Here is a 14,525-nt window from a genome sequence, read left to right on the forward strand (position 1 = left end):
GTTGAACCGCTATGGGTAAGGTCATCCATAGCGGTTTTTTTGGCAATTATGGCGGCGGAGGAAAAAGGCGTAATTTCTCATTTACTAACCATTTCTTTTTTGTTTATCAATTTGCAAACGAAACACGAAACAATTGAAAGCATTGACTAAGGGAGGTGCTTCAGAAAGAATCCATCTTTAGAAAAACGTAAAACGAATCATAACGCACTCACACGCAACTGCTTTAAAAACACATAGCGTTTATATGAAAAAAGGTAGGAATGTGTAGGATGGTTTAGAAAAGGATTTCCAACAAGGTCACTTCGTGTTAAGATAGAAGTTGGAATTTTCACAATCACAGATGGGAGGCTATGTTAGTGACTGACCAGAAAGACAACAAACAACGGATTACAATTTCAATATATGGTCAACCGTATACAGTTGTCGGTCAAGAGTCTCCGGCATACGTTAAAGAAGTAGCAAGAGCAGTTGATCAAAAAATGCGTGAAATAAAAAAACATAACCCTTATCTAGATACAACACGCTTAGCTGTTTTGACAGCGATAAATGTAGTTGATGATTATTTTAAAGTATTAGAAGAATTAGAGAAAGTAAAGGGAGAACGGAGAACGACGGGAGACGAGTAGAATGCTTAGTTTTATTATCATTTTAACGTTAGTTTTTAGCTTTTTTATTGGGCAAAGACGAGGGTTTATATTACAACTTGTACACCTTATTGGTTATTTTGTAGCGATTTATGTAGCCTATTCTTATTTTAGTGAGTTTGCGGCGTTTATTCGTTTATGGATCCCTTACCCGCAATTTTCAACAGATAGTCCAGTAGGTATGATCTTTCAAACGTTTGAAGCTGAGAGTGTCTATTACTCAGGTATAGCTTTTGCGATGCTTTTCTTTGGGACGAAAATTATCCTTCACATTGTTGGCTCAATGTTAGATTTTTTGGCTCATTTACCTTTTTTGCGAACAGTCAATCAGCTGCTAGGTGGTATCCTTTGCTTTGTAGAAGCATATTTAATTATTTTCGTTGTATTGTTAGCAGGAGCATTGTTACCAATTGATTTCATCCAAGAACATTTACAGCGTTCAATTGTGGCTGATTTTATCATGCACAATACGCCATTTCTATCTGAGTGGGTTCGAACGTTGTGGGAAGAGAACGTCCTATAAAGTATGAAAATCTGTCTCTTTAGTGGAGTCAGATTTTTTATTTAAGAGATGGATAAAATATTAAGAAGTTAAACGAGGGAGAATCGCTTGTGTTTCACAAATCTTATATTGTTGCATTTTCCCTTTTGTTATCGGTATGATGGAAAAGGAAGGGGACGGTTAAATTGAATATTAAAGATGTCATTCGTACACTTGAACATATAGCAGTTTATTTAGAAATAAAAGGAGAGAATTCTTTTAAAGTAGCAGCTTATCGTAAGGCTGCCCAAGCATTAGAAACGGAGCAACGGACACTAACAGAAATTGATGATCCAATTTCTATTAATGGTATAGGTAAAGCAACTGCTGAAGTGATTAATGAGTTGAAAGAAACAGGCAAATCTAGCTTACTTGAAGAATTGAAGCAAGAGTTGCCTACGGGGTTAATCGCCCTTTTAAGCCTGCCTGGTTTAGGAGGAAAAAAAATAGGGAAGCTATTCCGAGAAATTGGTGTGACTGATATCGAATCATTAAAGCAGGCATGTTTGGAAAAGAAAGTCCAAACATTAGCTGGGTTCGGGAAAAAAACAGAAGAAAAAATTATGGCAGCGGTTAAAGAAATCGGAACACGTCCAGAACGGTTAGTTCTACCGTATGTTATCTCTATTGTTGAACAAATTGAAACGAGTTTGTCTAAGATGGATAAAGTGCAAACGTATTCTCGTGCGGGAAGCTTTAGACGTTTACGAGAAGATGTAAAGGATTTGGATTTTATTATTGCAACAGAAGAGCCAAATTTAGTAAGAGATGAAATCGTTGCTTTCCCTTTTATTACGAATGTAATTGCTAAAGGTGATACGAAGGTTTCAGTTGAAGTGACAGGTACATATCCTGTGTCAGTTGATTTTCGTCTTGTGAAGATGGAAGAGTTTGCAACCACTCTTCATCATTTTACGGGTTCAAAAGATCATAACGTCAAATTACGTCAATTAGCTAAAAAACGTGGTGAAAAAATAAGTGAATATGGTGTTGAAAATGTCGATACAGGTGAAGTTAAGACATTTTTGACAGAAGCAGAATTCTTTTCCCATTTTCAATTATCTTATATTCCCCCAGAAGCAAGGAAGATCAAGGAGAGATAGAGCTTGCAGAAAAAGGACCTTTCCTTATCTCAAAGATGAAGAAATTCGTGGAGATCTTCATATGCACTCAACATGGAGTGATGGGGCAAATTCGATAGAAGAAATGGTAGAAGCAGCTAGGGATAAAGGCTACACCTATATTGCCATTACCGATCATTCAAAATTTTTGAGAGTAGCAAATGGTTTGACAGAAGAACGCTTAAGAGAGCAGCATGCTTATATTAGAGAACTTAATAAGCAATACGAAGATATAACGATTTTAACAGGAATCGAAATGGATATTTTACCTGATGGTTCGCTTGATTTTGAAGATGATTTATTGGCAGAGATTGATTTGGTTATTGCTTCGATTCACTCTTCGTTTCAACAAAGTGAAGAGAAGATCATGGAGCGTTTAAAGTCTGCATTGTATAATCCACACGTCGACATTATAGCACACCCGACAGGAAGAGTATTAGGAAGAAGGAAAGGTTACGACGTCAATGTATCGGAGTTGATCCAATTGGCAAAAGAAACAGGAACTGCTCTTGAATTAAATGCTAGCCCATACCGATTAGATTTATCCGCTGACTGGTTAAAAAAGGCTGAGGAAGCAGGGGTAACAATTGCCGTAAACACCGATGCACATCGTGTCGAAGGACTAGATGATATGCGTTATGGCACAGGAACTGCCCGCAAAGCCATGCTTCCAACAAAGTCGGTTATGAATACATGGACATTAGAAGAGCTAATGGATTTTTTACGAGATAAGAAAACGGTTTGAGAATGGTATGGGATAAGGAGATAGGAAATAAGCTGGTAAGTGCTTTTAGAAGGGTAGAAAGGAGATGAAAAATGGAAAGGGTTTTAAGAGTTTTAGAATATCAAAAAATGAAAGAGCAAATACGTGAACATATTTCCTCTTCATTAGGTTTAAAACAATTACAGCAGTTAACGCCATCGGTTGAATTAGATGAAGTGGAAAACTGGCAAAAGGATACAGCTGAGGGGGTGAAGGTTCTCCGCTTAAAAGGCCAAGTTCCTCTTGGAGGGATCTTTGATGTAACAGCACATGCAAAGCGGGCTAAAATTGGTGGGATGTTGTCAGCTTCTGAATTAAATGAAGTTGCAAGTACGATATATGGAAGTCGGCGTCTAAAGAAATTTATTATGACAATGGTTGATGAGGAAGAAATTTCTCTACCAAAGTTATATGAGTATGTGCAACAGATATTCACATTAACCGATACGGAAAAAGCAATAAAACAATGTATAGATGATCATGGACAAGTACTTGATACTGCTAGTCCAGCTTTGCGAACGATTCGCCAACAAGTTAAAAGCTATGAATCGGCGATTCGTTCCAAATTAGAAAATACCATTCGTTCGTCTAATACGCAAAAAATGCTATCAGACGCCATTATTACAATACGAAATGAACGGTTTGTTATCCCCGTTAAGCAGGAGTACCGTAGTGCTTTTGGTGGGATTGTTCACGATCAATCGGCTTCTGGAGCCACGTTGTTTATTGAACCACAAGCAGTCGTGACGATAAACAATCAGTTACGTGAAGCAAAAGGTAAAGAGGAGCGTGAAGTGGAACGGATATTAATAGAATTAACGAATCGAGTAGCGGAAATTGCCGATGAATTAATTGTAAATGTAACAATTCTAGGGAAAATTGATTTTATTTTTGCAAAGGCCCGTTACGCGAAACAAATCCGTGCAACAGAACCGCTATTAAATGATCGTGGTTTCATGAATTTAAAAAAAGCTCGTCATCCTTTACTATCTGATCATGAAGTTGTACCAATTGACGTTGAATTAGGCGATCAATTTCGATCGTTAATTATTACTGGTCCAAATACGGGAGGAAAGACTGTTACACTCAAGACTGTTGGTTTATTAACCTTAATGGCTCAGTCAGGCTTACACATTCCAGTTGAAGAAGAATCGGAATTAGCGGTATTTAAAAAAGTATTCGCAGATATTGGTGATGAGCAATCTATTGAACAGAGTTTAAGTACGTTTTCATCACACATGACGAATATTGTTGATATATTAAGTAAAGTTGATTTTCAAAGCCTAGTCTTATTCGATGAACTAGGTGCTGGAACGGATCCAACTGAAGGGGCGGCCCTTGCAATTGCTATTTTAGATGATGTTTATAAGCGGGGAGCTTGTACCGTTGCTACGACTCATTACAGTGAATTAAAAGGATATGCTTATAATCGTGAAGGTGTTATGAATGCAAGTGTCGAATTTAATGTAGAGACGCTGCGTCCAACATATCGCTTACTTATTGGTGTGCCAGGCAGAAGTAATGCTTTTGCGATTTCAAAGCGATTAGGCTTAGATGAGCAGATTATCGAGCGAGCGAAAGAGCAAATTGATAGTGAAACAAATCAGATTGAATCAATGATTGCTTCTTTGGAAACGAGTCAAAAATCTGCTGAATCGGAATGGAATGAGGCAGAAGTAATTCGTCATGAAGCAGAACAGCTTCGAAAGGAATTAAAAGAGGAGCTTAAGTCGTTTGAAAAACAGAAAGAACGACTATTGAAAGAAGCGGAAGAAAAAGCTGAAAAAGCCGTTCAGCAAGCTAAAGAAGAAGCAGAAATCATTATTGAGGAATTAAGAGAACTGCAAAAGCAAGGGCATTCTGTTAAAGAGCATCAAATTATCGATGCGAAGAAACATCTTGAATTAGCTGCACCACAGTTAACGGAAAAACAGAAAAAAAGTGAAAAAGGCTGCTCAAAAGGCTAAGCAAACGATTCATGCAGGTGATGAAGTGAAAGTAGTAAGCTTTGGCCAAAAAGGCTTTGTAGTTGAGAAAGTATCTGATGATGAATTTCAGGTGCAGATGGGGATTATGAAAATGAAAGTGAAGGCTGATGATCTGCAATTGATTGAGCGTCCTAAGCCAATTGAGACGAAGCCGATGGCTATGGTTCGTGGAAGGGACCATCATGTGAAATCAGAGCTTGATTTACGTGGGGAACGCTATGATGATGCAATGAGAAAGGTAGAAAAATATATCGATGATGCATTGCTAGCTGGCTACCATCAAGTATCAATTATTCACGGTAAAGGAAGCGGTGCCCTTCGAAAAGGAGTTAAGCAATTATTAAAGAAACATCCACACGTTAAAAGTGAAAGAGATGGTGGGATGAATGAAGGTGGACTTGGTAATACAGTAGTTGAATTAAAATAAGCGAGGAGTAAAAGATGGACACCTTATTTGAATATGAATTTGTACGAACAGCCGCTTATTATAGTGTGTCTGTTTTGGCACTTATTTTGTTTTTAGGTGTATTTGAATTAGTGACACGTTATAGCAATTGGAAGGAAATAAAGAAGGGTAATTTAGCTGTTGCAATGGCAACAGGAGGGAAAATATTTGGCGTAGTCAATATTTTCCGCCATTCCATCGAACATTCCGATTCTTTGTTCACGATGCTAGGGTGGGGTGCATTTGGATTTGTTTTATTATTAATTAGTTATTTTGTGTTTGAATTTTTAACCCCAAGCTTTCATGTTGACAAAGAAATAGAACGTGATAATCGAGCAGTAGGATTAATTGCGATGCTATTATCAATCGGCTTATCTTATGTAATTGGGGCAAGTATCATTGCGAGATAATAAAGGAGAGCTCTCTTAATGGAAACATTAATGAAAATATTGTATGTCTGCTGTGCGGCCTTTATATTAGCAGGGATTGCTTATGTGTTTTTATTATGAGAAAAGCGTGAAAACGTTTTTCTCATACATAGTTCGGGTAGAATAAAATTGAGCAACATATTCGCGCTCGGTGACCTGTAATGTTATACTAGTCATGAAGTAAAGAAATACGATGAGGAGGGCAATATAATGGCTATCGTAAATGTAACTGATCAAACATTTTCTTCTGAAACAAGTGAAGGAGTCGTTCTTGTAGACTTTTGGGCTCCTTGGTGCGGACCTTGTAAAATGATTGCACCCGTACTAGAAGAGCTTGATTCAGAAATGGGAGATAAAGCTAAAATCGTTAAATTAAATGTTGATGACAACCAAGAAACAGCAGGAAAATATAATGTCATGAGCATACCGACATTGCTTGTTTTTAAAGATGGTGACGTTGTTGACCAAGTTGTTGGCTTTCAGCCGAAAGATGCATTAGCCGAATTATTAAACAAACACGCATAATCTAAAAAAACGTGTAAGGCGTCTAAAGAGGCATCCCTCTTTAGACGCTTTTTCTAAGAGGATATAATTATAAGGAACATATCCGACTCTTAAAAGGGAGGTGTTTTATTAATGATAAAAGATAAACTAGCTGTATTACCAGGGGAACCCGGCTGTTACTTAATGAAAGATCGGCAAGGAACGATTATTTATGTAGGAAAGGCAAAATCGTTAAAAAATCGTGTTCGCTCTTATTTTACAGGTACGCATGATGGTAAAACTCAGCGACTTGTTAGTGAAATTGCTGATTTTGAATATATCGTTACATCATCCAATATTGAAGCACTTATCTTAGAAATGAATTTAATAAAAAAGCATGATCCGAAATATAATGTCATGCTAAAAGATGACAAATCTTATCCTTATTTGAAGGTAACGAATGAGGAGCATCCGCGATTAATCATTACGAGAAAAGTGAAAAAAGATGGTGGTAAATATTTTGGTCCTTATCCAAATGCAGGGGCAGCGACTGAAACAAAGAAATTATTAGATCGTATTTATCCACTGCGTAAATGTCGAGTTCTTCCGGATAAAGTTTGTTTATACTATCATATAGGACAATGTTTAGCACCTTGTGTCAATGAAATATCGACTGAAAATAATCAGGAGATGGTGCAAGCGATAAGTAAGTTTTTACGCTCTGGACACGAAGAGGTGAAGGAGCAATTAAAGGAGCGGATGTTAAAAGCCTCTGAAGAATTAGACTTCGAACGTGCGAAGGAACTACGCGATACATTAAGTCATATGGAAGTAGTCATGGAAAAACAGAAAATGGCGATTTCAGATCGACTAGATCGAGATGTTTTTGGCTTTGCATTTGATAAAGGCTGGATGTGTGTGCAAGTTTTTTTCATTCGACAAGGTCGGCTTATTGAACGTGATGTTTCAATTTTCCCTTATTATCAAGAGGAACAAGATGACTTAATGACATTTATTGGCCAATTTTATTTAAAAAAAGAGCACTTAAAGCCGGCTGAAGTCATTGTACCGTCTGAGGTAGATTCAGAATTATTAGGGCAGCTATTAGAAATACCTGTGCATTCTCCTCAAAGAGGAAGGAAAAAGGAGCTCTTACAATTAGCCAACCAAAATGCAACAGTAGCCCTAAACGAAAAATTTGCGTTGATCGAAATTAATGAAGAACGAACAATTAAAGCAGTTGAGCGACTTGGCGAGCGTTTAAACATAGCTACCCCTTATCGAATTGAAGCATTTGATAATTCTAATATTCAAGGTGTAGACCCAGTATCTGCGATGGTTACTTTTCTAGACGGTAAGCCTAGTCGAAGAGATTATCGAAAATACAAAATTAAGACAGTAAAAGGTCCTGATGATTATGGCTCGATGAGAGAGGTTGTTAGAAGGAGATATGTACGATTATTGAAGGAGGAGCTCCCTTTACCAGATTTAATTGTCATTGATGGTGGCAAAGGTCAAATTAGTGCAGCACAAGAGGTTATTGTAGATGAACTTGGATTAACCATACCAGTGTGTGGTTTAGCAAAAGATGATCAGCATCGAACGTCTCAATTACTAATGGGAGACCCACCAGTGGTCATTCCATTAAAGCGTGATAGTCATGAATTTTATTTATTACAACGTATTCAAGATGAAGTTCATCGCTTTGCAATTAGCTTTCATAGACAAACTCGTTCTAAATCACTTTTTCAATCAATACTAGACGACATTCCTGGTGTCGGTGAGAAGAGAAAGAAAGTGCTTTTAAAACACTTTGGTTCCGTAAAGAAAATGAAAGAAGCTACGGTTGATGATTTCATGGCGTTATCAATTCCTGCTTCTGTAGCAAACGAGATCGTTGAAACATTAAAGAACAACTAAGGTTACAAAGCGTTAGTTGTTCTTTTTTATTGATAAATGAACGTAATTAGCGATTAAAAGTAAGCGTATTATAATCGGTCCATTTCAATTTCGAATTTAACTGAAGACCGTTGGACAGAAGGAGTAACTCCCACGCCGCGGTTTTCCCACATCTCAAATTGTTGTGCTAAAAACCCTGCCTCAAGCTGATAACAGCGTGTATCGGTTTTACCCATCCAATCTCCGCTTAAAAGGTATATATATAGGTTTCTTTTTTCCTTTTCTAACGTAAGATTCCCCCAATTGGCTTTTAAGAAGAATTCTGGTAGCTCTTCCATTGTTGCTATTGGATATTTACGTGCTAACGATTTTCCTATCCAATATAAAATCTGATCATGCTCTTTCCCTAATACGTCTTTTAATACATCGTTCCGAATTAAGTTATATCCAAATTGATTCATTTCATCCATCTATGTAAGCACCTCTCTCCTTTTTTATTATATGCTGTAATGTAATATTTCTCTAGCACTTCTAGCATGCTTTTTTTCAAAATGGTATACTTAATCGCGTATTGTAGATGGAGGTAAAAAAATGAAGTCTGGCAGAAATCTATTCTTAACACCCTTTCGCGTTATACTTATATCATATGTTGCAGCAATGATATTATTTAGTGTTCTGTTGTATTTACCAATTTCACATTTACCAGGTGTAGAGCTATCTTATTCAGAAGCTCTGTTTACGTCTGTAAGTGCTGTTAGTGTTACTGGGTTAACTGTCATTAATGTATCAGAAACGTTTAATTATATCGGAATTGTTTTTTTAGCTTTAGCAATTCAGCTTGGTGGTATTGGTATTATGACAATGGGTACATTTGTATGGATGCTTTTTGGTCGTAAAATTAATTTTTCGCAAAGAATGTTAATTATGGTGGACCAAAACCAAAATCACTTTTCGGGACTAGTTAATTTAATGAGAGGAATTTTAATTGTCGCAATTCTGATTGAGTTAGTTGGAGCACTTATACTAGGTACTTATTTTTTACGTTATTTTGATACTCCCGCACAAGCTTATTATCAAGGGGCATTTGCAAGTTTAAGTGCATTTACAAATGCCGGATTTGACGTAACGGGAGAATCGCTTATTCCGTTTGCAGATGACTATTATGTTCAGCTTGTTGTTATTTTGCTTATTTTCGCTGGGGCAATTGGCTTTCCTGTTTTATTAGAATTACGTGAGTTTTTATCGAATAAAAACCCAAACTTTAAATTTAGTTTATTTACGAAAATAACAACGATAACCTTTTTGGCCGTATTTGTCATTGGAGTAGTTGGAATATGGGCATTAGAAAGTGGTCATTATTACGTCGGTTTACATTGGCATGAACAGTTATTTAATGCAGTGTTTAATTCCGCAACAGCAAGAAGCGGTGGTTTAGCAACAATGGATGTGTCTGAATTACATATGGCAACGCTGTTGTTTATCTCGTTTTTAATGATAATTGGTGCAAGTCCTTCAAGTGTAGGTGGAGGAATACGTACGACAACGATAGCAGTTATGTTTCTCACGATTCGAAGCTTCGCCCAAGGGAAAGAAGATGTGAAAGTGTTTGGGCGCCAAATTCATTCAGAAGATAAGCAAAAGGCATTTATTGTCCTATCTGTTTTTCTCGTCATGCTATTTGCTGCCGTTACGTTAATCGTTGCGTTTGAAGGAACAGAACGCTTGTCATTAATGGCGATTATTTTTGAAACGGCCTCAGCTTTCGGAACGTGTGGGTTATCGATGGGAATTACTGCTGATTTATCGTTAGCTAGTCAAGGTATCTTAATGATGCTGATGTTTATAGGACGAGTAGGTTTACTTGCATTCTTATTTTCAATTAGACGAAAAGAACAAAAAAGCTATTTTAAGTATCCAACAGAGCGAATTATTATCGGGTAAACATGTTTTACTGAAAATGACTTTTCAGTGCACAGACTGTAGACAAAACGCCTTTGAGAAGTTGATTCTCAAAGGCGTTTTTACGTTATTTTGTCTAGTTACTGTAGGTGATACTGGCGTCCTCCTTCGAAGTAAGTAGTGGCTTTCTCCATTTCCCACTCTTTCCACGTTACTCACTTCGTCTAACTGCTTCTTCCCCATTTGTACATTACTTCGCATTAATATAGAGAATTTTGCATGAGGATAGCTTAGTTTTATAAGGTATATTTAATCTCAGCATGAATGAAAAGTTGTATCCGTTTTCTTGACCAATAGCGGGGATAAGAGTACAATTAACCTGTCAGTTTTCTCGGATTAGATTCATAATGTCATAGTTTTTTAATAGAGTAATCAGAGAAAACACAACATAATAAGACATGGATAGGAACTTTTTTGGGGGGAATTTAGTATGTCAGGTAATCGAGAGTATTTTAATCGTAAGCTTCATTCGTTGCTTGGAGTTATTCCTGTAGGTATTTTTTTAATTCAGCACCTTATTATTAATCATTTTGCTACACGTGGTGCTAGTGCATTTAACCAAGCTGCACACTTTATGGAAAGTTTACCATTTCGCTATTTTTAGAGATTTCCATTATTTTTGTTCCATTGCTTTATCACGCTATTTATGGTGTATTTATTGCCTTTCAAGCAAGAAATAATACGGCACGTTATGGCTTTTTCCGAAACTGGATGTTCCGTATTCAAAGATGGACGGGTGTTTTCTTACTTATTTGGATTACATGGCATGTGTGGGAAACAAGAGTTCAAGCTGCTCTAGGAACTGAAGTTAATTTTGACATGATGGCTAATATTTTTAGCAATCCGTTTATGATTGCTTTCTATATAGTTGGAGTTCTTGCTGCGACTTTCCATTTTGCAAACGGATTATGGTCTTTCGCAGTTTCGTGGGGAATAACAGTCACTCCACGCTCACAAAGAATAGCAACATATGTGACAATGGCAATTTTCTTTGCATTAACGTTTATTGGAATTCGTGCTATTCTGGCGTTCGTTAATCCGGATTTAGCAAACATATAAGAAATAAGGAGTGGGTCAATCATGAGTAAAGGGAGAATCATCGTTGTTGGTGGTGGATTAGCTGGATTAATGGCTACAATTAAAGCAGCGGAAAAGGGAGTACCAGTCGATCTTTTCTCGCTTGTACCAGTGAAACGTTCACACTCGGTCTGTGCACAGGGTGGAATTAATGGAGCAGTTAATACAAAAGGTGAAGGGGATTCACCATGGGAACATTTTGATGATACGGTTTATGGAGGAGACTTTTTAGCGAATCAGCCACCAGTAAAGGCGATGACAGAAGCAGCTCCAGGGATTATTCATTTAATGGACCGAATGGGTGTTATGTTTAACCGTACACCAGAGGGGTTACTAGATTTTAGACGTTTTGGTGGTACTCAGCATCACCGTACCGCTTTTGCAGGGGCGACAACTGGTCAACAGCTTTTATATGCATTGGATGAACAAGTTAGAAGACACGAAGTAAGTGGTCTTGTAACAAAATATGAGGGCTGGGAATTCTTATCAGCTGTCGTTGATGATGATCAAATCTGTCGTGGGATTACGGCACAGGATTTACGTACTTCTGAAATTCGCAGTTTTGCTGGTGATGCGGTCATTATGGCAACAGGTGTCCTGGTATTATCTTTGGGAAATCGACAAACTCGGTTATTAACACTGGTTATGCAGCGGCAAAGCTATATGAACAAGGCGTATACTATGCGAATGGAGAATTTATTCAAATTCACCCAACTGCGATTCCTGGTGACGATAAACTACGTTTAATGAGTGAGTCTGCCCGTGGTGAAGGTGGCCGTGTATGGACATATAAAGACGGAAAACCATGGTATTTCCTAGAGGAGAAATATCCTGCTTATGGGAACTTAGTACCTCGTGATATTGCGACTCGTGAAATTTTTGATGTTTGTGTAAATCAGAAGCTGGGTATTAATGGTGAGAATATGGTTTACCTTGACCTTTCACATAAAGACCCGAAAGAGTTGGATATTAAACTTGGTGGAATTATTGAAATCTATGAAAAGTTCATGGGCGATGACCCACGTAAGGTACCAATGAAAATTTTCCCTGCGGTTCACTATTCAATGGGTGGAATGTGGATTGACTATGATCAAATGACAAATATACAAGGCTTGTTTGCAGCAGGAGAATGCGATTATTCTCAGCATGGTGCAAACCGTTTAGGGGCCAATTCTTTACTATCTGCTATCTATGGTGGAATGGTTGCTGGACCGAAAGCAGTTGACTATCTTAATGGATTAGAAAAGTCAGCTGATGCAATGCCGTCTTCATTATTTGAAGATGAGGTGAAGAAGGAACAGCAAGGTTTTGATGATATTATGAGTATGGATGGTACAGAAAATGCGTACATGCTTCATAAAGAATTAGGTGAATGGATGACTGATAATGTAACAGTTGTTCGTTACAATGATAAACTTCTACAAACAGATGAGAAGATTCAAGAGTTACTTGAGCGTTATCAAAATATTAATATCAATGATACAGCTAGATGGAGTAACCAAGGAGCTTCCTTTACACGACAGTTAAAAGGAATGCTGAACCTTGCTCGTGTTATTACATTGGGAGCTTATCATCGTAATGAGAGCCGGGGGCACATTATAAGCCGGACTTCCCTGAGCGTAATGATGAAGAATTCTTGAAGACGACGAAGGCGAAGTATAATCCTACTACTAAGAGTCCTGAATTTTCGTATGAGGATGTTGATACATCATTAATTAAGCCACGTAAGCGTGACTATTCTCAAAAGAAGCAAGGAGCTGTTAAATCATGAGTGAAAAGAAAATCCATTTTAAAGTAACGAGACAAGATGACCAAAACAGTACTCCTTATATAGAGGAATTTGAAGTACCTTATCGCCCTAACATGAATGTTATTTCGGCATTGATGGAGTTTCGTCGCAACCCAGTTAATATTAAGGGGGAGAAGACGACACCAATCGCCTGGGATATGAACTGTTTAGAAGAAGTTTGTGGTGCTTGTTCGATGGTTATTAACGGGAAGCCTCGTCAATCCTGTACCGCACTTGTCGACCAATTAACGCAACCGATTCATTTAGAGCCAATGAAAACTTTCCCTGTTGTACGCGATTTAGTAATAGATCGTAGTAGAATGTTTGATTCATTGAAAAAAGTAAAAGCATGGATTCCGATTGATGGAACGTATGACCTTGGACCTGGCCCAAGAATGGCCGAGTCGAAGCGACAATGGGCGTACGAATTATCGAAATGTATGACTTGTGGTGTTTGTTTAGAAGCATGTCCAAATGTTAATAGTAAATCGAACTTCATCGGACCTGCTCCATTGTCGCAAGTACGCTTATTTAATGCACACCCAACAGGTGAGATGAATAAGGAAGAGCGTCTAGAAGCATTAATGAGTGAAGGTGGATTAGCTAGCTGTGGTAACTCGCAAAACTGTGTTCAATCATGTCCGAAAGGAATTCCACTAACTACGTCGATTGCATCGTTAAACCGTTCAACAACCTTGCAATCATTTAAGAACTTCTTCGGTGCATAATAAGTAACAAAGAGACAAGAAAAGAAAAATCCGAACGTTGATTCAAAATTCTTAAGCTGAATTTGAATTAGTTCGGATTTTTTAAAATTATTTTTATTATGTACTCAGTTATGTTAATAACCGTTACCTGAGGAGCTTTGACTCTAAAGAAAAAACAGATACTCCCCCGTTATGAGAGAGTATCTGTGACTAAAACATGAGAAAGGTAAATTGTGGTTATATTTCAAGCTCCCCTAGTCGAATGAGTTCAATAACAGCTTGAGAGCGCCCCTTGACTCCAAGCTTTTGCATCGTATTCGATATGTGGTTTCTTACAGTTTTCTCACTTATAAAGAGTTGCTGAGCAATTTCCCTTGTAGTCTTATCTTGAACTAGTAATTCAAATACTTCGCGTTCTCTTTTTGTAAGCAAGGGTTTAGGTCCGAATTCTGCTCCTTTCAATGAGTTCACTCCTTCTTGCTCGGGCTGAGAGCTTAGGGTCAATCCCCGCGTATTATGAAGGTTTTAGTCTCAATAGTATATGTCATTTATAAATTGACGTGTGCACTTATGTGTAGATAGAATTTAAATTAACGTGTTTTTAATTGAAATAGTTGAAATTTATTTTTTTTATTATGCTATACTACTTTTAAGATTCACTTTAAACTGTGTGCAATGAAA

At 37.5% G+C, this 14,525-nt stretch carries 9 protein-coding genes and 4 pseudogenes; 11 read left to right on the top strand and 2 right to left on the bottom strand.

Annotation, left to right across the window (positions count from 1 at the left end; genetic code table 11):
- The first annotated feature begins 356 nt into the window (after window positions 1-356).
- From zapA to uvrC, 7 genes and pseudogenes are all read left to right on the top strand, one after another.
- Window positions 357-626 (top strand): cell division protein ZapA, encoded by a 270-nt coding sequence (gene zapA / locus JCM19034_RS05150; protein ID WP_062047837.1) that lies wholly within the window; start codon window positions 357-359, stop codon window positions 624-626.
- A gap of 1 nt (window position 627) precedes the next feature.
- Window positions 628-1,167: a CvpA family protein gene (locus JCM19034_RS05155; protein ID WP_062047839.1), complete on the top strand. Its 540-nt coding sequence runs from the start codon at window positions 628-630 to the stop codon at window positions 1,165-1,167.
- Between the two features lie 164 nt (window positions 1,168-1,331).
- Window positions 1,332-3,051 (top strand): annotated as a pseudogene (gene polX / locus JCM19034_RS05160) (DNA polymerase/3'-5' exonuclease PolX).
- Window positions 3,052-3,122: 71 nt separating this feature from the next.
- Window positions 3,123-5,484 (top strand): annotated as a pseudogene (locus JCM19034_RS05165) (endonuclease MutS2).
- A 14-nt stretch (window positions 5,485-5,498) separates the two neighbouring features.
- Window positions 5,499-5,912: a DUF350 domain-containing protein gene (locus tag JCM19034_RS05170; protein WP_062047841.1), complete on the top strand. Its 414-nt coding sequence runs from the start codon at window positions 5,499-5,501 to the stop codon at window positions 5,910-5,912.
- 228 nt (window positions 5,913-6,140) lie between these two features.
- Window positions 6,141-6,455 (top strand): thioredoxin, encoded by a 315-nt coding sequence (gene trxA / locus JCM19034_RS05175; protein WP_062047843.1) that lies wholly within the window; start codon window positions 6,141-6,143, stop codon window positions 6,453-6,455.
- A 111-nt stretch (window positions 6,456-6,566) separates the two neighbouring features.
- Window positions 6,567-8,333, top strand: coding sequence for an excinuclease ABC subunit UvrC (uvrC, locus tag JCM19034_RS05180; protein ID WP_062047845.1), 1,767 nt, complete (start codon window positions 6,567-6,569; stop codon window positions 8,331-8,333).
- Window positions 8,334-8,401: 68 nt separating this feature from the next.
- Here the strand turns inward: uvrC and JCM19034_RS05185 are convergent, their stop codons facing one another.
- Window positions 8,402-8,782: a YslB family protein gene (locus JCM19034_RS05185; protein WP_062047847.1), complete on the bottom strand. Its 381-nt coding sequence runs from the start codon at window positions 8,780-8,782 to the stop codon at window positions 8,402-8,404.
- Window positions 8,783-8,903: 121 nt separating this feature from the next.
- On the opposite strand from JCM19034_RS05185, the gene JCM19034_RS05190 reads away from it, so the two are divergent.
- The 4 genes and pseudogenes from JCM19034_RS05190 (at window position 8,904) to sdhB (ending at window position 13,865) form a co-directional block, all read left to right on the top strand.
- The gene (locus tag JCM19034_RS05190) at window positions 8,904-10,253 is read left to right on the top strand and encodes a TrkH family potassium uptake protein (protein WP_062047849.1); all 1,350 of its coding nucleotides are present in this window, start codon (window positions 8,904-8,906) and stop codon (window positions 10,251-10,253) included.
- A gap of 448 nt (window positions 10,254-10,701) precedes the next feature.
- Window positions 10,702-11,330, top strand: a pseudogene (locus JCM19034_RS05195) (succinate dehydrogenase cytochrome b558 subunit).
- A gap of 21 nt (window positions 11,331-11,351) precedes the next feature.
- A pseudogene (gene sdhA, locus JCM19034_RS05200) lies at window positions 11,352-13,119 on the top strand (succinate dehydrogenase flavoprotein subunit).
- Complete coding sequence (gene sdhB / locus JCM19034_RS05205; RefSeq protein ID WP_062047851.1) at window positions 13,116-13,865, top strand: succinate dehydrogenase iron-sulfur subunit; 750 nt, start codon at window positions 13,116-13,118, stop codon at window positions 13,863-13,865. The pseudogene sdhA and the gene sdhB overlap by 4 nt, the downstream one beginning before the upstream one ends.
- Before the next feature lie 216 nt (window positions 13,866-14,081).
- On the opposite strand, the gene JCM19034_RS05210 is transcribed toward sdhB, so the two are convergent.
- Complete coding sequence (locus tag JCM19034_RS05210) at window positions 14,082-14,306, bottom strand: response regulator transcription factor (protein WP_035342583.1); 225 nt, start codon at window positions 14,304-14,306, stop codon at window positions 14,082-14,084.
- Between the last annotated feature and the right edge of the window lie 219 nt (window positions 14,307-14,525).

Source organism: Bacillus sp. JCM 19034 (genome assembly GCF_001310635.1).
GTDB lineage: Bacteria > Bacillota > Bacilli > Bacillales > Bacillaceae_D > Halalkalibacter.

What these genes read in the sequence shown, in the direction of transcription:
- JCM19034_RS05155 (WP_062047839.1), top strand. Translation starts at nt 628, where the DNA reads ATGCTTAGTTTTATTATCATTTTAACGTTAGTTTTTAGCTTTTTTATT.
- JCM19034_RS05170 (WP_062047841.1), top strand. Translation starts at nt 5,499, where the DNA reads ATGGACACCTTATTTGAATATGAATTTGTACGAACAGCCGCTTATTAT.
- trxA (WP_062047843.1), top strand. Translation starts at nt 6,141, where the DNA reads ATGGCTATCGTAAATGTAACTGATCAAACATTTTCTTCTGAAACAAGT.
- uvrC (WP_062047845.1), top strand. Translation starts at nt 6,567, where the DNA reads ATGATAAAAGATAAACTAGCTGTATTACCAGGGGAACCCGGCTGTTAC.
- JCM19034_RS05185 (WP_062047847.1), bottom strand. Translation starts at nt 8,782, where the DNA reads ATGGATGAAATGAATCAATTTGGATATAACTTAATTCGGAACGATGTA.
- JCM19034_RS05190 (WP_062047849.1), top strand. Translation starts at nt 8,904, where the DNA reads ATGAAGTCTGGCAGAAATCTATTCTTAACACCCTTTCGCGTTATACTT.
- sdhB (WP_062047851.1), top strand. Translation starts at nt 13,116, where the DNA reads ATGAGTGAAAAGAAAATCCATTTTAAAGTAACGAGACAAGATGACCAA.